Source organism: Streptomyces sp. NPDC042346 (assembly GCF_055581845.1).
In genome coordinates, this window is sequence record NZ_JBVJEH010000002.1 from 856,062 (window position 1) to 877,396 (window position 21,335).

Genomic DNA, 21,335 nt, shown 5'->3' on the forward strand with positions numbered 1-21,335 from the left:
GCGCGCGAGAGCGGGCCCGCCCTCGGCGTTTCGGCCATCCGAGCCTCCGGGCGCGGCCTCCTCCGGCAAGGGTCGATGTACCCGGCACGCTCGGTTTCTCGCTCTGTCATACGGATCGGGACGCGTCCGAAAGACGCGTGTTCGACTGCGCCGCCGTCTCGTTGAGTTCGATGACATCCGGGCGACACCCGGACGGCTCAGCGACGGAGGACACCATGCATCCCTCCCCCACCCCGCCGACGACCCCCACCCCACCCGGTCAGGACACCGCCGCCGGCGGCCCCTCCGCCTCCGAGCAGCTGCTCTTCGGCGGGGAGCTCGCGTACGACTTCGGCTGGAGCCAGCATCACGGCGTCTGGCTGAAGCTGAGCCTGCGCGCCATGGCGCTCTCGCTCCCCCGTCAGGTCGGGATCGCCGTGCGGCTGGCCCACGAGGCCGATCGGCGGGCGCTGTACACGGTCGCGGGAAGCGAGTTCGGCCGGGGCGTCACCCAGGCCGTGTCGCTGATCGCCGTGAACACCATCCTCGTCGAACTCCTCGCCCAGGGCAGCACCGTCGAGCGGCTGCGCTCCGCGCTCCCCTCGCTCCTCGTCGTCGCCGTCCTCTCGGTCCTCGGCTCCGCGGGCAAGTCCGCCTCCGCCGCGGCGACCGGGATCCTGGAGCCCAAGGTGCAACGGGTCGCCACGGAGCGGTACTTGAGCCTGGTCGCCCGGGTCGAGCTGGAGGCAATCGAGGACGACGCCTTCCACAAGCTGATGGACTCCGCCCAGTGGGGCGCGGACTCGGCGCGCCGGATGGTCGGCTATTGCACGGCCGTGGTCACCTCGGCGATCTCGCTCGTCGCGGCCGCCGGTGTCCTCACCGTCCTGCACCCCCTGCTGCTGCCCCTGCTGATCGCCATGGCGCTGCCGAGCGCGTGGAGTTCGCTGACGATGGCGCGGGCGCGGTACGTGAGCTGGCACCGGTTCGTGCAGCACGCGCGGGCCGCGCAGCTGATCAGCCGGCTGCTGATCGACCAGCAGGCGGCGGGTGAGGTCCGGGTCCACGACGTCGGCCCGTTCCTGCTCGAACACTTCCGGGGCATGGCGGAGACCAGCGAGCGGGAGCAGACCCGGCTGGCGTGGATCGGCGCGCGTACGGGACTGACGGCGGACGCGGCCCGGGGCCTCGCCACCGTCGGGACGTACGCCGTGCTCGGGCTGCTCCTGTGGGACGGGCACATGGCCCTCGCCGTCGGCGGCACGGCCGTCCTCGCGATCCGTGCGGGCTCGGCGAGCATCACCGACCTGGTGCTGCGGGTCACCGACGTACAGGAGGAGTCGCTGTTCGTCGCCGACCTGGAGACCCTGTGCGAGGAGGCGGTCCGCCGCGAGATCCCCTCCACCGGGGTGGACCTGCCCGAGGAGGTCGACGAGATCCGGTTCGAGAAGGTCACCTTCACCTACCCGGGGGCGGAGAAGCCGTCCCTGTGCGAGGTCGACCTCGTCATCCCCCGGGGCAGGACGGTCGCGCTCGTCGGGAAGAACGGCTCCGGCAAGACCACCGTCACCCGCCTCCTCTGCGGGCTGTACCTCCCGGACGACGGCCGGGTGATGTGGGGCGGGGTCGACGCGGCCCGGGCCTGCCGGGCGCAGATCTTCGACCGGGTCGCGATGGTCGCGCAGAACTTCCACCGCTGGCCCTTCACCGCCCGCGTCAACATCGGCATCGGCAGGCCCGGCGGCCCGCTCGACGACGCCACGATCGGCGAGGCCGCGGCGTACGCGGGCGCGGACGACGTCCTCAAAGGGCTCCCCCGGGGCCTGGACACGCTCCTGGCGCGCGGGTACCGGGGCGGCCAGGAGATCTCCGGCGGGCAGTGGCAGAAGATCGGCCTCGCCCGGGCGCGCTACCGCGAGGGCCGGGTCCTCATCGTGGACGAGCCGACCAGCGCCCTCGACCCGGCGGCGGAGCAGCGGGTCTTCGACCAGATCCACCGCCTCGCCGGCACCGGCCAGACCACGATCCTGATCACCCACCGCCTGCACAGCGTCGCCCATGCCGACCTCATCTACGTGATGGACGAGGGCCGGGTCGTGGAGGCCGGGACCTTCGAGGAACTCATGGACCCCGCCACCGGCACGGGCGCCTTCCGCGAGGCGTACGAACTCCAGGCCCGCCAGTTCGTCCGCCCCGCCGTGCCGGGCCAGGGCGGGGCGTCGGACGCCGAACCCGTCACGGACGGGCAGGTGACGTCATGAGGCCTTGAGGAGGGCGGCCACCGCTTGTGCCGTGTCCGGGTGGAGGGCCGTCAGGGACGGATCGCGAGGGGCCGTGCCCGTCGGTTCCCATCCGTCCGCGCAGCCCAGGAGCTCCGCGAGCGCGTCGCAGGTCTCCGGGTGCGCGGGCAGCAGCGCCGCGCCCCGCGGGCCCGTGGCGTGCGGGCGGGTGCGGGCCGCCGGCGGCGTGGCCGGCTGCCGCCACGGCGGGATCCAGGAGTCCAGGGCGGCGAGCCGGGCCGGGAAGATCCGTCCCGCCTCGCGGATGAGGAGCGGGGCCAGCTCCGCCGCGTTCGACCGGAGCGTGGTGATGAGGACCGGGAGCCACGGCAGCAGGACGGCGTCCGGCAGTCGCCCGAAGGCGTTCGAGACGGCCTCCACCACGACGTCCGCGAGTCCCGGCACCGGTTCGAGCGCGTGGACGAAGCCGCTGAGGTAGCGCGGGTAGGAGGGCACGACCAGGGGGTTGCCGAGGAGTTCGTCGCAGCGTGCCCGCAGCTCGGTCCTGGAGAGGGTGCCGAGCTGCACCTGCGCGGCCCACAGAAGTGCCGTCTTCGCCGGGTCCTGCGGGTGCGACTGCGCGACCGACAGTTCGAGCTGTGTCCGGTCGCAGCCCAGGGACAGGGCCAGGCTCTCCATGCTGAACAGGAAGCCCAGCATCGCGGCCACCTGGCCGACCGTCGCGTCCTCGTCCCGGAAGGCGGTCGGCAGCAGCGTGCAGTAGTGCGCGTATCCGGTTCTGACGAACGACTCGATCCACGGCGGCAGCACCGCTTCGCTGGTCCGGTAGTACGCGAGGAGGCCGCGCACCCGGCGCAGCACCTCGGGAGCCCCGTCCACCGTGCGCTCGGCCGCCAGGACCTCCAGGGCACGGGTGCCCAGCTCGTCGGCGAGGCGCCGGCCGCCGAGGTACAGCGTCGCGTCCTCGACCGCCGCGAGGACCTGCGCGGTCGTCGCCTGCGGCCCGTGCGCGGTGCGCCGCAGCCGCTGCTCCAGGACCTGTTCCAGGCTCACGCCCTCGTATCCGAGCTCGATGAGCGCCCGCTGGTGGGTGCCGAGGGACAGGTCCCACGACTCCTGGATCGACCGCTCGCCGAGCCGCCGTTCGCCCATGATGGGGCGGGCGGCGCCGGGCGGCATCAGACGGCGCAGCATCCACAGGACGTCGGAGCAGGCCCGGAGGTCCGGCTCGGAGGCCATGTCGAGGAGGGCCCGCCGCACGCCGCGCTGCTGGAGGTCGAGCTCCAGCGGTGCCAGCCGGTCGTGCACGTCGCGCGCGAGGGGCGGCAGCGCGTCGTAGCCGACCTGGCCGATCCGGTCGCCGCCCATCATGATCTCGACGAGGCGGCGCACGTCCCTGCGCCCGGGCACGGAGTCCTTCTCGATGCAGGTGACGGCCGCGTCCTGGAAGTCGTACGGCGTCGGCTTGGCCCGGTCCCGCATGCCGGCCAGCAGGATCGACGTCTCGAAGACGGCGATCGCGTCGGCGGTCGAGGCGAGGTAGCCGCTGCGGCGGGCCGCGCGGACGATGTCCACGGACCAGCCGAGCAGTTCGGCCTCGTCGAGGGTGTCGACGACCGGCGGCCTGCGCAGGAAGCCGGAGAGCCGGTCCTCCGCGTCCACGGGCACGACGGGAGCGGTCGCCTTGACGGCCGTCTTCGCCGGCTTCGCCTTCCTGGTGCCGGCCTGGCCTTCCAGGCGGTACGGCTTCACCCGGGTGCGCTTGAGGTTCTTCGCCCACTGCGTCGCGGCGATCGACACCGAACCGGAGGCGAGGCCGAACTGGGCCTCGATCGCGGTGTGGCTGGACGGGATGAGCCCGTACTGCCAGGTGGTGGCGGTCCGCGGGGAGATCGTGAAGCCTGCCGGGCCCGGAGCGGTGGTGCCGGCCACGCCGAACTCCTCGACGCGGCTCGCCGCGTGGAAGGCGCCGCAGACGTACAGGCAGTCCGCCGGGTCGGTGCCCGTCGCGGCCAGGTGCTCGCGCATCCGGATCCACATGTACCGCTCGCGGTCCTCGTCGACGCGCAGGCGCTCCCCGTCGCCGGGGGCGAGGCGCCGGAACAGGCTGCCGATGAGGAACATGACCTGGCGGTAGGTGTCGTGGTCGCTGTCGCCGAGCGGGACCTCGACGTACTGGTGCCACCACTCCGACCAGTGCCGGACCTTGCCGTGCCGGAGCAGGTGCTCCTCCAGCTCGGCGAAGCGGGGCCGCAGGTCGCCGATCTCGACGCCGACGGCCTCGCCGTGGAGCGCCGCCTCGGCCTCGGTCTCCGCCGGCTTCGTCTCCGGGGCCCGCCGGGCGTCCCACTGGAAGACGTGGTCGGAGGACCGGTCGACGAGGACCAGTTCGACACCGGGGGTGTCGAGGGCGTACGCGACGGCCTGGTACTCGGCGGAGGCCTCGGTGATCGGCGCGACGACGGACAGCGGGGCCCAGTCGGCCGGAAAGCCGTCGATCTCGCTGGCGAAGGCCTGCACGGCCACCGGCAGCCGGCAGTTGCGCAGCTCGGTCAGGAGCGGCGCCATGTCCTCGCACAGCTCCAGGTACACGACCTTCGGCTGCTTCTCGCGCAGCCGGCGGGCCATGGCGAGCGCCGAAGCGGGCGAGTGGTGGCAGACGGGGAAGATCTCCAGCGGTTCGCCGGCCGCCCGGTCGACGTCGTCGACCATGCCGAGGAGGATCCCCTCCAGGGCGTCCGCTCCTCCGGAGAACTCGGCCGCTGCCTCGTGGAGTTGGCCGCGCAGCGCGGCGAAGGGAGTGGCGGGGGCCGCTCGGGTGCCGGCGGTCTCGTGGAGCTCGGGGGCCGCGCTCATGCCAGCTTGGCGATCGCGTCGCGGCCGCCCTCCAGGAACTCGGGCCAGGAGCCGCCCTCTTCCTTGCCGCGCGGCTCGACGACACCGTGCAGGTACTTGTTGAGGATGGCCAGGTCCTCGGGCTCGCGGCGGGCGAGGGAGCCGACGAGCGAGGCGGCGAGGGTGCGGGCCGTCAGGGCGCGCTCGCCGAAGAAGTTGCTGTGGAGGACGGCGTCCTCGAGGACGCCGATCTGTTCGGCGGTGGACAGCGCGGACTCCAGCTTCTCGTCGTCGCTGCCGGCCGCGGCGGCGGAGGCCCGGAGGTCGGCGAAGCTCTGGAGGAGCACGTCGAGGAGGGTGGGCGGCACGTCCAGGTCGATCTGGTGGCGGCGGAGCAGCTCCTCGGTGCGGAAGCGGACGATCTCGGCCTCGCTCTTCTTGTTCGTGACGACCGGGATGCGGACGAAGTTGAAGCGGCGCTTGAGCGCGGAGGACAGGTCGTTGACGCCCCGGTCGCGGCTGTTGGCGGTGGCGATGATCGAGAAGCCGGGCTTGGCGAAGACGATGTTGTCGCCGCCGCCGTCGCTCTCCAGTTCGGGGACGGAGACGTACTTCTCGGAGAGGATCGAGATGAGCGCGTCCTGCACGTCGCTGGTGGAGCGGGTCAGCTCCTCGAAGCGGCCGATGGTGCCGGTCTCCATCGCGGTCATGATCGGCGACGGGATCATCGACTCCCTCGACTGGCCCTTGGCGATGACCATGGACACGTTCCAGGAGTACTTGATGTGGTCCTCGGTGGTGCCCGCGGTGCCCTGCACGACGAGGGTGGAGTTACGGCTGATCGCGGCCGAGAGCAGCTCGGCGAGCCAGCTCTTCCCGGTGCCCGGGTCGCCGATGAGCAGCAGGCCCCGGTCGGAGGCGAGGGTGACGATGGAGCGCTCGACGAAGCTGCGGTCGCCGAACCACTTCGGCGCCACCTCCCGGTCGAGGCCGTCGGCACGCTCGGAGCCGAGGATGAAGAGCCGGACCATCTTCGGGGACAGGCGCCAGGAGAACGGCTTGGGGTTGTCGTCGATCGACTCGAGCCAGTCGAGTTCCTCGGCGTACTTCATCTCGGCGGGAGCGCGGAGCAGGTCGGACATGCGAAGGGCCTCTCAGGTGAGGAAGGTCTTGAGTTCGTGGACGAGCTTGTCGATGTGGCCGGAGACCACCGGGGTGCCGAGCGCCTTGAACCGCTCGCGGAACCAGGGGTTGACCTCCTGGCGTCCGGAGCTGGTCACCGAGCCGACGGGGATGAACCGCACGCCGGACCGGTGGACCGCCTCGATGCCCTCGAAGAGCGGCTGCGAGCGGTCGAACTCGTAGAAGTCGGAGATCCACACCATGACGGTGTTCTTGGGCTCGGCGATCTTCGGCCGGGCCATGGCCATGGCGACCGGCCCGTCGTTGCCGCCGCCGAGGTTGGTGCGGAGCAGGACGTCGAACGGGTCGTGGACCCAGGGGGTGAGGTCGATCGCGCGGGTGTCGTACGCGATGAGGTGGACGTCGACCTTCGGCAGACCGGCGAAGATCGAGGCCAGGATGGTGCAGTTGACCATCGAGTCGACCATGGAACCGGACTGGTCCACGACGACGATCAGCCGCTGGGGCGTGGTCCTGCGGACCGTGTGCCGGTAGTAGAGGCGGTCGACGTAGAGCCGCTCCTCCTCCGGGCTCCAGTTGGTGAGGTTCTTCCAGATGGTGCGGTCGATGTCGAGGTTGCGGAAGACCCGCTTCGGCGGGACCGAGCGGTCCAGTTCGCCGACGGTCGCCTTCTCCACCTGCGTACGCAGCACCTCGGCGACCTCGTCGACGTAACGCCGGATGAGGGACTTGGCGTTGGCCAGGGCGATGCCGGACAGGTTGCCCTTGTCGCGCAGGAGCTGCTCGATCAGGGACATGCTCGGGGTGAGCCTGGCCGCCAGCGCGGGATCGGCCAGCACCTCGCGCAGGTGCATGCGCTGGACCAGGTCGGCCTCGACGGCTCCGAGTTCGGCTCCGAGCCCGCCGCCGGTGAGGCCCGCTCCGGACGCCCGTCCGCCGCGCAGCCCGCCGGGCGCACAGCCGAGCGCGCGCTCCAGCCAGCCCGCGTCCGACTGCCAGCGTGCCAGCTGACCGGCGGAGACCGTGCCGGAGCCGGTGGAGAAGACGTTGAGCAGCACCTTCGACGCGAGGGCGGCGCGCCGCACCTCGGCGGCCCTGTCGCGCGCGTCGTCCGGCTCGGGCTCCGGGGTCATCAGGCCGTCGAACTCCCCGGCCAGCTCCGGATGGCGCTGGACGACGGAGTCGACGGACGCGCCGGGGTCGAGCAGCGCCGGCGGGAGGCCGATGGCCTCGACGACGGCGAGGCTCGCGGACTCCAGGGCGGCCTGCTCCTCGTGGTCGAAGAGCCGGGCGAGGAGGCGCCAGTAGAGGACCTGCCGACGGTTGTCGTCGGGGTCGGCTGAGGGGGGGGTGCCGTCGGTCATTTCCGCAGCAGCCTTCCGGCTCGTTCGCGCAGGACGGCGACGGAGTCCGTGGCCGCCTTCTCCGCCCGGACACCCGCCTTGTCGGTGGTGCCTCCGGCCCACGCGCCCGCGTGGACGGCGACGGCCTTCTTCCGCACGGTCGTCTCGACGGCGAGCGGCTGGAGGACGAACGCGCCGGCGTCCCAGCGGAGCAGTCCGATGCACGCGCCGGACGCGGCGACCGTGTCCGGACCGAGCGGCCCGGCGGCCGGAATGCGGTCGGTGTCGACGGTCAGCCGGTGACCGGCGACCGCGAACACCGTCGGCCCGTCGTCCTCCCGCTCCACCGCGTACCCCTCGACGAGTACGGGCACGGCGATCCGGACCGGGTGGCGGTCCAGCGGGGCGGTCACCGGGTCGGAGGCGGTGGCCAGGATCACCCGGGCGGTGGCGAACGGGTCGGCGGGCTCCCCCGCGCGGGCCCGCTCGTCGTCCCAGAGGAGGTCGCCCTCGGCGGTGACGGGCATGGCGTCGACGTCCATGGAGCGGCCTTCGCCGACGGCGGCCAGGAGCGACATCCGCGGGCGGAGCAGCTGCCAGAGTCCGGCGCCGACGACGGTGTCCGGCTTGGGTGCGGACACCGCGGCCCGTACGAGGCGCGGGGCCGTTCCGTCGGCGGGCTCGAACACCGCGTGGACCTGGGCCTGTACGGCGGTGGCGTGCTCCTGCACGTCGACGCCGAGCGGCAGCAGGCGGCCGGTCGCGGGGGCCGTCGAGGGGGCACGGGTGGCCCCGGGCAGGGTCAGGAGCAGCGCACGGGACCAGAGGTCGGCCCAGCGGCGCACCGGGACGCGCTCCAGGGTGGCTCCCGGGCAGGAGGCGGCGAGTTCGGCCGCGAAGCCGTCGAGCAGGGTGGCCTGACGCCGCAGCAGCGGGTCCGGCAGCATCGCCGAGACCACGGGGGCGGCCCCGGCGACCAGGTCGTGGTCGATGCCCTGCCAGCCGGCGCGGGCGATGTCGCACAGCCAGGCACGGGCGGCCGCGAGCACGTTCGCGGCGGGTCCCTCGCCTCCGGCGGCCGGCGTGGTCGCCTCCGTACGGGGTCGGCCCGTGACGTCGCCGACGCGGACGACGAGGGCGTCGTGCACGGAGCCCATGACGGCCGTACGGGCCGCGGCGAGGGCGACGAAGTGGTCCTCGCCCGCCGCGCCGGCCGCGGCCTTCTCGGCGGCCTCGGCGACCCGCGTGGCCAGCGGCGTCCCGGCGACGGCGTCCGTGAGCGCGGTCAGGCCGTCGGCCTGCGCGGGCTGCGGACGGAGCAGTCCGGCGACGAGCACCCGGTCGAAGGCGTCCACGGCGGCGAGTGCCTCGTCGAGCCCCTCCACGGGGTCGGTGAGCAGATCCGTACGCATCAGGCCACCGCCCTCGTCGGCGGGAACCACTGCATCTCGGGCAACGGGACGGTCACCGGCTCCCGTTCGAGGTAGGCCAGGTGCCGCAGGAACCGGCTGAACACCGGGGCGGCTGCCGAGGTGTCGCCCTGGGCGGGCCGCGCGGCGGTCATCAGCGAGACGAGCGCGGCGGCGTCGGGCTCCTCTCCGGGCGTCTCCGCCTTCAGGTAGCGGGCGACGCGCTCGGCCCCGTACTGCAGGACGGCCTCGCCGACGAGCGCGCGGATGTGGTTGCAGAACGTGCCGCGCGCGCCGCCGCAGGGGCGGTTGTTGTTGGTGCTGCACGCGAACGCGTACGTCCCCGCCGCGATCGAGGACACGTACACGCGCCCTATGTCGGACCCGCTGGACACGACACCCTGCAACCGTCCGTCGGCCAGCTCGACGAACGGCACCTTGGCGAGCTTGCGCGGTCGTGCGGGCGGTACCACCCGCGCCACGCTCGACGTCTCCCAGACCGTCAACACACCTCTCCCATGCACGTCAAAGGGATGCTCACGCCGGAGCGGCGCGACAGGAACGAACCTATCCGCGCCCACTGACAACGGCCCGGAGGCGGCCTGGGAGCGGTCCGAAAGGAGCGGTCCGGGAGCGGCCTCGGAGCGAGCCGGGAGCAGCCCTCCAGCGGTCTGGAGGTGGGCTGTTCACCACCAATAGGCGGGGTACCTCGGCGCGCCGCGGCGGATGCGGGACGCGGTGCAGGCCGTCAGGACGAGCAGGACCGTGGCGCCGAACAGCAGCGGCACGAACCTTCCCGGTGCGGGTGACTGGAGCACGATGACGACGGCGGTGGCGCACGCCGGGGAGTGCGGGGTGCGGGCCAGTGTCGTCAGGGCGAGGGTGACGCCGGCGGCGACGGCCGCGGCCCAGGCGCTGCCGCCGGCCGCGGCCCCGACCGCGTAGCCGGCGGCGGCGCCGAGCAGGTGGCCGACGACCACGCTGCGGGGCTGGGCCAGGGGAAGCGTCGGGGCGCAGTGCACGAGGGCGGCGCTGGCGGCGAGCGGCGGTATCAGGACCGGCTCGTGGATGACGGCGCCGATGGCGACGAGCCCCAGCAGGGCCGCCGTCGCCGCGGTGACGCTGTGGAAGGCCGCCGCGGGGCCGGGCCGCGCCGGAGCCCGGCCGGCGATCCTCGGCCGGCGGGGGCGGGGAGGAGTGGGGTCCGCGGGGTCTGCGGGGCCCGCGGGGGCGGATGCGGAGCGCAGGGCGGCGTCGGTGCTCATGTGATCGGGCGTTTCCGGGCAGGGGGCGGGGATGACGGTCGTACGGGACTCTGTGGTCGACAGTCGGCCCGGTCATGCGCCTGAGCCTGGTGCGGCGGCGCAACCGTTCACCACTCTAACCAGCGGGTTCGCGGTGGAGCCGCGGGGGTCGCGGGAGGCGGTACGGGCGTAAAATGATGCGAATGGACACACTCAGGTACGAGCTGGTGTTCTCCGACGGCGCGGGCTCGGCCCGGGACGTCGTGACCGTGGAGCGCACGCTCTTCAAAGGGCCCGGTGGTCATCCGGTGTACGCCGATCCGACGGGGATCATCCGGGCGGAGATCAGCGACCGCGGCGAGGTGCGCGTCCTCGCCTCGGGCGGCCATCAGGAACCCGCCCAGTCCGTCATGGCCCGGCCACTCCCCGATGCCGGTCCGACTGATCCGACCGATCCGACCGGTCCGACTGATCCGACCGGTGCCACTGATCCGGCTGATCCGGCCGATCCGGCCTCAGCAGATCCGAGGGATGCGGCGGACCCTGAGCGCCGCACACCCCGCCCGTGACCGGTGCGAGACGTCGGAGAGCCCCCCGTCCACGGGACGGGGGGCTCTCCTGGTTCCGACCCCGCGGGGGATTCGGGGCCGGGGCCAGGCGGGTGGGGGTGGGGGTGGCCGGCGGCTACTTGGTCGGGAGCTCGTCCGCGAGCGGACGGTCGATCGCCATGATCCAGCGGTCGTCGCCGGTGCGCCGCATGACGTCGGTGCAGGTGCCCGTGATGACCTGGCGCCCGCCCTGCTCGTCGGCGACCTCCAGGCGGAACTCGACGATCACCAGGGACACGTCACCGGCGACGTAGTTGTGCACGACCTTCGAGTCGAGCTCGGGGCCGGTCTTCAGCAGGTCGATGATGCCCTGGCGGCGCTCCGCGCCCGTCAGCGGACGGCCCGAGAGGTTCGAGATCGCGTCGTCGCGGTAGAGCTGGTCGAAGATGGCGCCGTCGCCCGAGTTGAAGGCGTCGATGAACGCCTGGTTCTGCTGCTCCACGTCGTCGGTGAGGACCAGGTTGGCCAGATCGGTGGTGGTCATGGTGATGACTGCTCCCTCTTCGTTGGTGCTTTCTCTGGTGTTCCGGTCGATTCCGGAGCGCTCCGGGCAGGTCCCGGCCGCTCCGGGTCGGGTCGGTCGGGACGGGGGGTACGACGGCAGGCCGACCGTAGTCGCCGCTTCCCCACCCCCCGTCCACCGTGGGGTAATCGCGGATCCGGTGCGGATCACCCCTCGGTCATCGGGGGCTCCGGGAAGTAGCCGGCCTCGGTGAAGAAGTCGACGTACCTGCCGAACAGTTCCTTCGTCACGGGCGGGCAGTGGACTCCGGTGCCCGCGAGGACGTCCAGCGTGTCGGTGATGTCCATGGGCGGGTAGAAACCGGAACTGTCCGCCGTCAGCAGCTCGAAGGCGTCGAGCAGCGGCACCAGCGCGTTGCCCCGGTCGGAACGCACGAGCTCCAGCCAGCGGTCCCGCTCCAGTTCGCCGAGCGGGTACCCGAACGACCGCAGGTGGTCGGCGGCTTCGGCGAACGTCAGCTCGCTCGGGTTGTAGAGGTGGAACGTCCGGCACGTCCGGGGCGTCACCCCGCTCACCCTCTGCCAGGGGTACGAGGGCCAGCGCATCGAGAGCCTCTTCCCGGCCGCCAAGCTGACCGACGGCCACCTCGTGATCGGCTTCGCCTTCGACCCGACGTTCAACCCGACGAGCCTCTCCCAGGTGCAGGCCGCCGTACGGGAGTACCTGCCGACCGCGCAGGTCGCCTCCGTACGCTCGCACGACTGGGGCAGCGACACGTACGCCCGGGGAGCGCAGGCTCTGCGCCGCCCCGGCCAGCTCCTCCGTCAACTTCCGGACATCCAGCGGCCGTACGGGCGGATCGCCTTCGCGGGCGGCGACCTGGCGAGCGTGTGGAACGGCTTCGTCGACGAGGCGATCGAGTCGGGCAGGGCCGCCGCGCACGCCGTGGCCCCGAGGGCGCTCGCGTCCCGGTCCGCCAGGGCCTGACCGGCGGGGAGGGGGGCGCCCGATGAACACGATGTCCTGTCCGTACGATCCGCACGATCCCGACGCCACAGATCCGCACGATCCGCATGCTCTGCACGATCCCGACGCCACAGATGGTCGACGAGACCCTGCGCCTTGAGGCCCCGTGTCTGCCCATGCGGTACGCGATCGAGGAACTCGACCTCGGCGACGTGGTGATCCCCAAGGGCGACGCGATGATGATCGCCTTCGGCGCGGCGGGTCGCGATCCGGGCGCACACGGCGAGACGGCGGACGTCTTCGACGTGACGCGCCCGACGCTCCGCGAGCACGTCGCTTTCGGGCACGGCGTCCACCACTGCGTGGGCGCTCCGCTCGCCCGCCTGGAGGCGACGATCGCCCTGCCCGCCGTGTTCGCGCGCTTCCCCGGCATCAGGCTCGCGGAGCCGCCGGAGGGGATCCTGCCCCTGGAGTCGTTCATCTCCAACGGCCACCGGACGCTCCCCGTCCTCCTTGGACCGGCGGACGCCTGAGACGACCGTGGCCCGCGGGGCGGCGATGCCGCTCCGCGGGCCACGCGTTCCGCTACTGCTGCGGCGGGACCGGCTGGATGTGCTGGGTGAGACCGCCGTCCACGGCCAGCTCGACACCGGTCGTGAAGGTCGCGTCGAAGGCGAAGAAGAGCGCGGCGGTGGCGACCTCCTCAGGCGTACCGTGCCGCTTCATCGGAGTGAGCGCGTCGCCCACCGCGCTGAGGACGGCCCGCTCCTCGGCGGTGGCGTCCGCGATGCCCATGGTCGGGGTGTGGATGAAGCCCGGGCTGACGGAGTTGACCCGGATGCCGCGCGGCAGGAGCTCGGCGGCGAAGACCTGCGCGAAGGAGCACACGGCCGCCTTGGCGCCGGAGTACACGCCCATGCCGGGGGGGGCCGGTCACATTGGCGATCGAGGTGGTGAAGACGATCGACCCGCTGTCGTTGACGAGCGGGGCGAGCTTCTGCACCGTGAAGAACACGCCCTTGGTGTTCACGTCGAACTGCCGGTCGTAGGTCTCCTCGGTGACGAGGGCGATCGGCTCCAGGGCGGCGTATCCGACGTTCACGAAGACGGCGTCGACACGGCCGAGCTTCTCCTCGACCGCCGCGCCCAGCTCCGCGATGTCGCCCATGCTCGCGACGTCCGACCGCAGGACGTGCACGGCCTTCCCGTCGAGGTCGCGGCGCGCGGTCTCGATGTTGTCCTTGTTCCGCCCCGTCAGCAGGACCTCGGCCCCGCCGTCGAGCAGCCCCTGCACCATGGCGAGGCCCATGCCGTGCGTCCCACCGATGACCACGGCCTTCTTGCCGGCGTACTTGCCCATCACTTCTCCTGAAGACGTCAAGCGACTCACTGGAACGACACCGACCGTAACCGGGCACGTACCACTGCGTGATCACTGAGCGGTAACCGGGTCTCCACCGGCTACGGGCTCCCGGGAGCGAAGGACAGCATGCGGGCCTGGTGGTCCGCGTCGTTGCCGGACACCCCGCTCGGCGAGATGACGATCCGGCCGTTCGCATAGGCCAGGCGTCCCGCCATCATGCGGAGTTCCGTGGACCGGGCCGTCGCGGGATGCCGGAGCACCTGCTTCTCCGTATCCGCGCCGCCCGGGCCGAGCCGGATGATCCTGCCCGGCTGCTCCGCCGTGGCCGCCTCGTAGACGAGGGCGTACGAGCCGCCGTCCGCGCGCAGGGGATGGAGGGTGCTGCCCCCGGACTTCACGCCCCAGACGAGCTTCCCGGTGGTGAGGCTGTAGCCGCCGACCCGGTCGATTCCGCCCAGGAAGACGATGTCCTTGCCGACGGCGGTGCCCGGGCAGAGCTGCATGTTCCCGCCAGAGTCCCCCGCGCCGGCGCAGTACGTGAACCCCTTGGGGCGGGCGTCGATGGTGATGCCGGGCTTTCCGCCGGGCTTCAGGGCCACGACCCGCCAGTCGTCCGTGAGCTTCTCGTGGTGGTAGATGGTGAAGACGACCGGTTCGACGGAGAGCATCTTCCCGACGGACCAGCCCGGCCGGGTGCGGTAGCGCCAGCGGACCTTGCCGGTGCGCGGGTCGAGCTCGCGGAGCTGGTGGTAGGACGTGGCGCGGTCGACGCCGATCGCGCAGGTGGAGCTCACCACGAGCCGGGGGCCGCCCGCGAGGTCGTCGGGGTAGCACTTCCCCGGGTTCTCGACGGGGATGTCGTAGAGCTTGGCTCCGGTGTCGACCCGGTACGCCGCCGCCTTCATGCTCTGGACGATCGCGAGGGTGCCGCCGCTGATGGCGCTGTTCACGGTGATCGTGCCGTCCATGGAACCGGTCTCGGTGAGCTTCTTGTGCCACCCCGCCTTCCCGGTCCTGAGGTCGATCATCTGAAGCTGGTTGCAGCGGTTCCCCGTCCAGTCCCGGTTGCTCTTGTAGACCACGACGATCTTGCCGTCGGGGGTCGGGTTGGCGGGGGTCTCGCAGACGGAGGCCGGCAGCGGCACACTCCACACCTCGACGCCGTCCGACAGACGGCGGGCGGTGACCTTGTCGTACCCGGCCTGGACGACGGTGTCGCCGACGACCCACAGGGGGTAGAGCTTGATGGAGCGCCGGGGCAGATCGGTCAGGTCGTCGGCGATCCACGCCGTGGCGTCTCCCGGCTTGCGCCCGGCGTTGATCTCGTCCGACGACGGGATCCGCTGCGGTGTCGGCGTGCGGACCGCGGGGGTACGGGAGGGTGTCGGCGTCGCGGAGGGGCTGGGGGCCTTGTCGGCGACGGGCGCGGCGGGGCCGCCCCACCGGCCGTCGGTGAGGGCGTACACCCATCCGCTCGCCGCCAGGAGCAGCAGGACGACGACCGTCGCGATCAGCGGCCCCTTGCCGAAGCGTCGGCGGCGGGGCGGCGGCTCCGGCGGGGTGTAGCCCTCGGGGGCGTACGGGTTGTCCGGAACCGTCTGCTGCGTCTGGTGCGGCCGGTACCAAGGCTGTGGCGGGTGGTGCATCGGTCTCCCCTACTGTCCGCCGGTCCGAGCGAAATCCTCGACGGTATCCACCCGGCATGACGAGGCACACACTGTCGTGGCGTCCTGCAGTGCGGATGAAATCCCGCTGATGCGGGAGACTTGGGCTCCTGCGCGGGCAGGGAAGACGGGGACTTGGGGCTGCGAAGTGGGCGTGGAGGCGGCGGGTCCGGGCGCGGAAGCAGCGAGCCCCGGCCCGGAGGCAGAGAGTCCGGGCACGGAGGCTGGGCGTCCCGGCCCGGAGGCAGAGGGTCCGGGCCCGGAGGCAGAGGGTCCGGACGGGACGACGGGACGGCTGCGGATCGAGCTGCTCGGGCCCGTCCGGGCACGTCGCGGCGAGTCCCTCCTCGTCCTCGGCCCGGTACGGCGACAGGCCGTCCTCGCCGCCCTGATCCTGCGCGCGCCGGCCTTCGTGACGTACGGACAGATCCTCGACGACGTCTGGGGCACGGAGCCTCCGGGCACGGGTCACCGGGTCCTGCCGAGCTATGTGTACGCGCTGCGCAAGGTGCTGGACGCGGCGGGTGCCGGGCCGGCCCGGTCGGTGATCGAAGGAGGGCACGGCGGCTACCGCTTCGTCCCCGGCGAGACCCGGACCGACCTCGCCGACCTCGCCGCACACGCCGGTCGCGCCCGGCGCGCGAAGGACGCCGGTGACCTCGACGGCGCTCTCGACCACGGCGGGCGGGCCCTGGAGCTGCTGCGCGGCGAACCGCTGCCCGGACTGCCGGGGCCGCTCGCCGACACCGAGCGGCACCGCCTCGCCCGGCAGCGGCGCGCCCTGCACGAGGACCGCGCCGAGTGCCTGGTCCTCCTCGGGCGGTACGCGGAGGCCCTGGACGGTCTGATGGCGGCGGCACCGGCCCAGCGGCACGACGAGCCGCTGGCCGCCCTGCGGATGCGCGCCCTGTACGGCAGCGGCCGGCAGGCCGAGGCGCTCGCCGTGTACCAGGAGACGCGGCGGCGGCTCCTCGACGAGCTGGGCGTCGAGCCGGGCGAGGAGCTGCGCCGCGTGCACCAGGCGGTCCTGCGCCGGGAGGACCGGTCCCTGCTCGGCCGGGCGCCGGGTCCGCACGCGGCCCTCGCCGACGGAGACACGGAGATCACGCCCCAGGGCTCACCGCCGGGACGACACCACCCCACCGGACCGGCCGACACCGGCCCCACGCGCTCCCCCGACCCCGGACCCGACCGCGCCCGCCGTCCCGGCGGTCCCCGCCTTCCCCACCTTCCCCGCCGGAACGAACTGCCCGGCGACATCGCCTGCCTGGTCGGCCGCGAGAAGGAACTCGCCCTGCTCACCGCCCCCGTGGCGCCCGGCGCCGTCTCCGTGACGACGGTCGACGGCACGGCGGGCGTCGGCAAGACGGCCCTCGTGGTCCGCGCCGCCTGGGCCCTCGGCGACGCTCATCCCGACGGCTGCCTGTTCGTGGACCTGCACGCGTACGGCGCGGCCCACGAGAACGTCGGCCCGCAGCGGGCCCTGCGCCGACTGCTGCGTGCGGTCCGCGGGTTCAGCGCGGAACGCCCTTACGACAGCGCACAGTTCGACGATTCGATCGACCCGGACGACGTGACGGAGCTCGTCACGGCCTGGCGTGCGGCGACGAGCGACCTGCGGTTGCTGCTGGTCGTGGACAACGCCCGCAGCGCCGAGCAGGTACGGCCGCTGCTGCCCGCCGGGCCGGGAAGCCGGGTCCTGGTGGCGGGCCGGCAGCGGCTGCCGGGCCTCGACGCCGATCTCCGGCTCACTGTGGAGCCGCTGGGTTCCGGCGACGCCGTCGGTCTCTTCCGGGAACTCCTCGGGGAGTCCCGGGCGGACCGCGAGCCCGAGGCTGCTCGGGAGCTCGCCCTGCGCTGCGGCGGCCTTCCCCTGGCCCTGCGCATCGCGAGCGCCCGTCTGCAGAACCGCCCGTCCTGGACGCTGGCCTTCCTGGCCGGCCGGATGTCCGACGACGCGCGCGGCCTCGGCGAGCTGCGGGCCGGTGACCGCAGTGTGGAGGCCGCCTTCCGGATGTCGTACGACCAGCTGACCCCCGAACTGCGGCGCGGTTTCCGGGCGTTGGGTTCGGCTCCGACCGCCCGCTTCGACGGGCTCACCCTCGCCGCCATGCTGGGCGGGTCCGGTGCGGAAGCCGAGGCGCTCCTGGAGGACCTGGTCGACGCCAGTCTGCTCCAGGAGCCGCATCCCGGCCGCTACCGGCTGCACGATCTCGTACGGGCGCACGCCCGGCGTCTCGCGGCCGAGGCGCCCCGGGAGGCCGCCGCCGACCGCGCCGCCGTGCTGCGGCTCTACACGGCGGCGGGCCGCATCGCGAGCGACTGGGGACCCGAGGCCTTCCCCGGGGAGCGTCATGACACCACGGGTCGCGACACCACCGCTTCGCCCTTCCCCGGCTGGAGTGAGGCCTCCGCCTGGCTGAACGCGGCGGGCGGAGACCTGGTCGACGTGGTGGCCTTCGCGGCCGCCGCCGGTGAGTTCGACCACGCCTGCCGGCTCGCGGAGGCCCTCGTCGACCACCTGGCGCGGCAGGGCCACTTCCACGAGTGCCGCACCGCCCTGGAACGCGCCCTGGCCTGCGCGGACATGACGACCGACCGGCGGATGCCCTCCTCGCTGCGCATCTGCATGGGCATCGTGGAGGTCTACCAGGGGAGGTTCCGGCAGGCGGGCGAGTGGTTCGCCGAGGCGCTGCGGGACGCCGGCTGTCAGGGCGATCGCCGCAACCGGGCCCGGGCGATCGCCGGATTGGGCGCCGCGACGTGGCCGCTGGGCCGGACCGAGGAGGGGTCGGCCCACCTGGGCGAGGCGCTGGAGCTGGCGGCCGGTCTCGACGACGACTGGCTGACCGGGATGGCGCACTGCAACCTCGGCGCGATCCACTCCCACCACGGACGGCACGAACAGGCCCTGGACCACTACGACACCGCCCTCGCCCTCGCCGAGAAGAACGGCCGCCCCCGAACGATCAGCAGCACCCTGTGCTTCGCCGCCGACGCCCACCTGGCCCTCGGCCGGCACGCGGAGGCCACGGACCTGCTGCGGCGGGCGGCCGAGCTGGCCCGCGAGGCCGAGGACCTGCCGCTGCGCGCGGACGGCCTGTCGCGGCTCGCCGCGGCGGAGCACGTACGGGGCGACCTGCGCTCGGCCGTCGACACCCACCACGAGGCGGTGTCGACGCTGACCCGGCACACGAGCACCTGGCTGGAGATGGGGGTCCGCATCCGCCTCGGCGGGACGTACGCGGCGGCGGGCCGTCACGCCGAGGCACGGCAGGAGTTCCGCACCGCCCTCTCCCTGCCCGGGGCGGGCGACCATCCCCGGGAGTACGGCCTGGCACGCGACGGGCTGAGCGACGCCTCCGACGACATCCCCCCGGAACCGGAGCCGGAGCCGGTGACCCCTGGCCCCTGACAGCTCCGGGGGATCAGCCTGCGGCCGGTCAGCCGATGCCGGTGTGGGGGCTCGGCTTGCCGAACTCCTCGATCAGCACGGGATATTGCTCCCCGCCGTGCCCGGCGGCGATCGCGCGGTCCGCCATCGCCTTGATCAGCCGGGGCAGTTCGGCGTTGACCCCCAGTGCCTCGCTCTCCTCGATCAGGTGCTCCATCGTCCGTGCCTCGGTCTCCAGCGCCGACACCTCGGCAGGGAAGGAGCCCTTGTCGATCTGTTCGGCGTACCCGGGCAGCCACGCGGCCACGCCGACGGCCATCTGCCGGGCGAACGGCGCGTACGTCGCGGCGTCGACACCGGCCGTCCTGAGGAGGGCGGTGCCCTGAAGCCAGGCGTTCAGGACGCTCCACATCATGGTCAGGCCGGCCACGTCGTACAGGGACGCCAGGCCGTGGTCCGCTCCGAGGTGGGTCACGGTGCCGAGCGCGGCGAGCGTCGGCTCGTGCGCCTCGAAGACCTGCTGCGGCCCGCTGTGGAGGATCAGCGCGTCGGCGGTCCCGATCCCCGACGGGATGGCCATGACGGCGCCGTCCAGGTAGCGGGCCCCGCGCTGCTCGGCCCACAGGGCGGCCTCGCGCGCCTGGCCCGAGCTCCCCGAGGACAGGTTGATCAGTGTCGTACCGGCCAGGTCGATCTCGTCGGGGCCGAGCAGCTCGTACACGGCCTGGTAGTCGGTGAGGCAGACGATCGTCAGGGAACCGGCCTTGAGCGCGTCGCCGACGGTCGGCGCCGACCGTGCGCCCGCGGCGACCAACTGCTCGGCCTTGGAGGACGTGCGGTTCCACACGGTCGTGGGGTGTCCTGCTGCGAGGAAGGCCCCGGCGAGTGCCCGGCCCATCAGTCCGAGGCCGATGACCGTCACGGGGGTAAGTGGGGTGTTGTTCATGGCAGCATCGTCAACGTTGATGTCGGTGTGAAGGTCAAGCGAGGTTGCGATGCGGATCGGGGAACTGAGTCGACGGGCGGGCGTCAACGCCCACCAGTTGCGCTACTACGAGGCCCAGGGCCTCCTGGAGGCGGATCGCGGCACGAACGGATACCGCGAGTACGACGAGAGCGCCCTGCTGCGGGTGAAGCAGATCCGACACCTGCTCGGTGCCGGACTGTCCTCCGAGGACATCGCCTACCTGCTGCCCTGCGCGGTCGGCGAGACCCCTGAACTCGCGGGCTGTCCCGAGCTGTTGGCCGCGATGCGCTCGCGGCTGCGGCGCATCGACGACCAGGTGGACCGGCTCACCCGGTCCCGCGAGGCTCTCACCGACTACATCGACGCGGCGGAGCGCGTGAGCGACGAGCACTACCCGCCGTTCACCGGTGTCGAGGCGCAGCCCGTCGCCTCCTGAACGGCCCGCCCGGCCAACGGCCTTCCGCCGGTCACACGTCCCAGGTGACGGGGAGGCTCTTCACCCCGTAGATGTCCGCGGCCTCCGGGCGCAGGACGACCTCCTCGGCCGGCACGGCCAGGCGCAGCGTGGGGAATCGGTCGAGCAGCGCGGTGAACGCCACCCGCATCTCGACGCGGGCCAACTGGGCGCCCAGGCACAGGTGGATGCCGTGGCCGAAGGCCAGGTGCCCACCGGCGTCCCGCCGGAGGTCGAGCGTGTGGGGATCGGCGTAGCGCTCGGGGTCGCGGTTGGCGGTGTTGTACGAGAGGACGACCGTCGTGCCGGCCTCGATGAGCCGGCCGCCGACCTCGACGTCCACCAGCGCCGTCCGCATGAACGACTTGGCGACGCTCAGGTAGCGCAGCATCTCCTCCACGGCCCCGTCGACGAGCGTGGGATCGGCGCGCAGCGCGGCGAGTTGCTCCGGATTCCGGAGCAGGGCGAACGTCCCCAGGGACAGCATGTTCGCGGTGGTGTCGAAGCCGGCCGCCAGCAGGATCAGGCTGATCCCCTGGAGCTCCTCGTCGGTCAGGTCGCTGTCGGTGAGTTCGCTGAGCACGTCGTCGGTGGGCTTCGCGCGCTTGGCGGCCACCAGGCGGGCGAGGTAGTCCTGGGTGGCGGTGTAGGCGGCGATCAGGTCCTCGTCGTTCGTCTCCCCGCCCATGAACGTGTCGATCTGTTCCTGAAAGGAGTCCCGGTCCTCGTAGGGCACCCCGAGGAGTTCACAGATGATGATCGTGGGGATGGGCTTGGCGAAGGCGGTCACCAGGTCCACCGACGGCCCGGTCCGCTCCATGGCGTCCAGACAGTCCGCGGTGATCTGCTCGACGCGCTCGGTGAGCAGCCGCATCCGCCGCGCGGTGAACTTGCCCACCAGCGGCTTCCGGTAGCGGCTGTGCTGGGGCTCGTCCATGAGCAGGAACTCGCCGGGCGGCGCCGGCGGGAGCTCGAAGTCGACGACGTTCAGGAGGTCCTTGCGGGAGCTGAACCGCGAGTCGGCCAGGACCGACCTGACGAGGTCGTGTCCGGTGATCATCCAGCCCTGCTTCCCGCCGGGGTGGGTGTAGCGGCTGATGGGGCCGTGCTCGCGGGCCTCGATCAGCTCGGCCGGCGGGTCGAAGGGGCAGCCGGGCCGGCGCTCCGCCGGCAGCGTCGTGACGGTGTGGAGGGACTCGCTCATGACCATTCCTCGTCTCGCGGCATCACACGTTTGACTTTTCCCGAAAGCTACGTTGCGTT

At 72.7% G+C, this 21,335-nt stretch carries 17 protein-coding genes and 2 pseudogenes; 6 read left to right on the top strand and 13 right to left on the bottom strand.

What is annotated here, in order from left to right:
• Nucleotides 1-215: 215 nt before the first annotated feature.
• Nucleotides 216-2,240 carry an ABC transporter ATP-binding protein gene (locus ACZ6K0_RS12510; protein ID WP_376399091.1) on the top strand — a complete coding sequence of 675 codons (2,025 nt, stop codon included), beginning with the start codon at nt 216-218 and terminating at the stop codon, nt 2,238-2,240.
• On the opposite strand, the gene ACZ6K0_RS12515 is transcribed toward ACZ6K0_RS12510, so the two are convergent.
• From ACZ6K0_RS12515 to ACZ6K0_RS12540, 6 genes are all read right to left on the bottom strand, one after another.
• Complete coding sequence (locus ACZ6K0_RS12515) at nt 2,235-5,075, bottom strand: DUF5682 family protein (RefSeq protein WP_469231932.1); 2,841 nt, start codon at nt 5,073-5,075, stop codon at nt 2,235-2,237. The two genes, ACZ6K0_RS12510 and ACZ6K0_RS12515, sit on opposite strands and share 6 nt — an antisense overlap.
• Nucleotides 5,072-6,196, bottom strand: coding sequence for an ATP-binding protein (locus ACZ6K0_RS12520; protein ID WP_376399096.1), 1,125 nt, complete (start codon nt 6,194-6,196; stop codon nt 5,072-5,074). Before ACZ6K0_RS12520 ends, ACZ6K0_RS12515 begins: the two co-directional genes overlap by 4 nt.
• 12 nt (nt 6,197-6,208) lie before the next feature.
• A complete protein-coding gene (locus tag ACZ6K0_RS12525) occupies nt 6,209-7,561 on the bottom strand; it encodes a VWA domain-containing protein (protein WP_469231934.1) in 1,353 nt (450 codons plus the stop codon).
• The gene (locus ACZ6K0_RS12530; RefSeq protein ID WP_376399102.1) at nt 7,558-8,952 is read right to left on the bottom strand and encodes a hypothetical protein; all 1,395 of its coding nucleotides are present in this window, start codon (nt 8,950-8,952) and stop codon (nt 7,558-7,560) included. Before ACZ6K0_RS12530 ends, ACZ6K0_RS12525 begins: the two co-directional genes overlap by 4 nt.
• Nucleotides 8,952-9,455, bottom strand: a complete 504-nt coding sequence (locus ACZ6K0_RS12535) for a hypothetical protein (RefSeq protein ID WP_376399105.1) — start codon at nt 9,453-9,455, stop codon at nt 8,952-8,954. Before ACZ6K0_RS12535 ends, ACZ6K0_RS12530 begins: the two co-directional genes overlap by 1 nt.
• A 180-nt stretch (nt 9,456-9,635) precedes the next feature.
• Nucleotides 9,636-10,214: an HPP family protein gene (locus ACZ6K0_RS12540; protein WP_376399107.1), complete on the bottom strand. Its 579-nt coding sequence runs from the start codon at nt 10,212-10,214 to the stop codon at nt 9,636-9,638.
• Nucleotides 10,215-10,387: 173 nt separating this feature from the next.
• Here ACZ6K0_RS12540 and ACZ6K0_RS12545 point away from each other — a divergent pair.
• Nucleotides 10,388-10,621: pseudogene (locus tag ACZ6K0_RS12545) on the top strand (DUF6296 family protein); the annotation flags it as partial.
• 256 nt (nt 10,622-10,877) lie between these two features.
• On the opposite strand, the gene ACZ6K0_RS12550 reads toward ACZ6K0_RS12545, so the two are convergent.
• Together ACZ6K0_RS12550 and ACZ6K0_RS12555 are read right to left on the bottom strand one after the other, a co-directional pair.
• Nucleotides 10,878-11,285 carry a YybH family protein gene (locus ACZ6K0_RS12550; RefSeq protein ID WP_469231937.1) on the bottom strand — a complete coding sequence of 136 codons (408 nt, stop codon included), beginning with the start codon at nt 11,283-11,285 and terminating at the stop codon, nt 10,878-10,880.
• A 185-nt stretch (nt 11,286-11,470) separates the two neighbouring features.
• On the bottom strand, nt 11,471-11,830 hold the full coding sequence (locus ACZ6K0_RS12555) for a hypothetical protein (protein ID WP_469231939.1): 360 nt from the start codon (nt 11,828-11,830) through the stop codon (nt 11,471-11,473).
• A gap of 37 nt (nt 11,831-11,867) precedes the next feature.
• On the opposite strand from ACZ6K0_RS12555, the gene ACZ6K0_RS12560 reads away from it, so the two are divergent.
• Both ACZ6K0_RS12560 and ACZ6K0_RS12565 read left to right on the top strand, forming a co-directional pair.
• The gene (locus ACZ6K0_RS12560; protein WP_469232215.1) at nt 11,868-12,251 is read left to right on the top strand and encodes an FAD-dependent oxidoreductase; all 384 of its coding nucleotides are present in this window, start codon (nt 11,868-11,870) and stop codon (nt 12,249-12,251) included.
• Between the two features lie 113 nt (nt 12,252-12,364).
• Nucleotides 12,365-12,763: a cytochrome P450 gene (locus tag ACZ6K0_RS12565; protein WP_469575884.1), complete on the top strand. Its 399-nt coding sequence runs from the start codon at nt 12,365-12,367 to the stop codon at nt 12,761-12,763.
• 52 nt (nt 12,764-12,815) lie between these two features.
• Here the strand turns inward: ACZ6K0_RS12565 and ACZ6K0_RS12570 are convergent, their stop codons facing one another.
• The 3 genes and pseudogenes from ACZ6K0_RS12570 to ACZ6K0_RS12580 form a co-directional block, all read right to left on the bottom strand.
• On the bottom strand, nt 12,816-13,148 hold the full coding sequence (locus tag ACZ6K0_RS12570; protein WP_469231943.1) for an SDR family oxidoreductase: 333 nt from the start codon (nt 13,146-13,148) through the stop codon (nt 12,816-12,818).
• A gap of 58 nt (nt 13,149-13,206) precedes the next feature.
• Nucleotides 13,207-13,590, bottom strand: a pseudogene (locus ACZ6K0_RS12575) (SDR family NAD(P)-dependent oxidoreductase); the annotation flags it as partial.
• Between the two features lie 101 nt (nt 13,591-13,691).
• Entirely contained in the window at nt 13,692-15,239 is a 1,548-nt protein-coding gene (locus tag ACZ6K0_RS12580) for an outer membrane protein assembly factor BamB family protein (RefSeq protein WP_469231945.1), read from the bottom strand.
• 172 nt (nt 15,240-15,411) lie between these two features.
• Here ACZ6K0_RS12580 and ACZ6K0_RS12585 point away from each other — a divergent pair, with 172 nt between their 5' ends.
• Nucleotides 15,412-18,672: an AfsR/SARP family transcriptional regulator gene (locus tag ACZ6K0_RS12585; RefSeq protein WP_469231947.1), complete on the top strand. Its 3,261-nt coding sequence runs from the start codon at nt 15,412-15,414 to the stop codon at nt 18,670-18,672.
• 28 nt (nt 18,673-18,700) lie between these two features.
• Here the strand turns inward: ACZ6K0_RS12585 and ACZ6K0_RS12590 are convergent, their stop codons facing one another.
• Nucleotides 18,701-19,597 carry an NAD(P)-dependent oxidoreductase gene (locus tag ACZ6K0_RS12590; RefSeq protein WP_469231949.1) on the bottom strand — a complete coding sequence of 299 codons (897 nt, stop codon included), beginning with the start codon at nt 19,595-19,597 and terminating at the stop codon, nt 18,701-18,703.
• A 49-nt stretch (nt 19,598-19,646) separates the two neighbouring features.
• Between ACZ6K0_RS12590 and ACZ6K0_RS12595 the strand changes: the two genes are divergently transcribed.
• Nucleotides 19,647-20,054 carry a MerR family transcriptional regulator gene (locus ACZ6K0_RS12595; RefSeq protein ID WP_469231951.1) on the top strand — a complete coding sequence of 136 codons (408 nt, stop codon included), beginning with the start codon at nt 19,647-19,649 and terminating at the stop codon, nt 20,052-20,054.
• Between the two features lie 31 nt (nt 20,055-20,085).
• Here the strand turns inward: ACZ6K0_RS12595 and ACZ6K0_RS12600 are convergent, their stop codons facing one another.
• Nucleotides 20,086-21,276 (bottom strand): cytochrome P450, encoded by a 1,191-nt coding sequence (locus ACZ6K0_RS12600; RefSeq protein ID WP_469231952.1) that lies wholly within the window; start codon nt 21,274-21,276, stop codon nt 20,086-20,088.
• Nucleotides 21,277-21,335 lie beyond the last annotated feature (59 nt).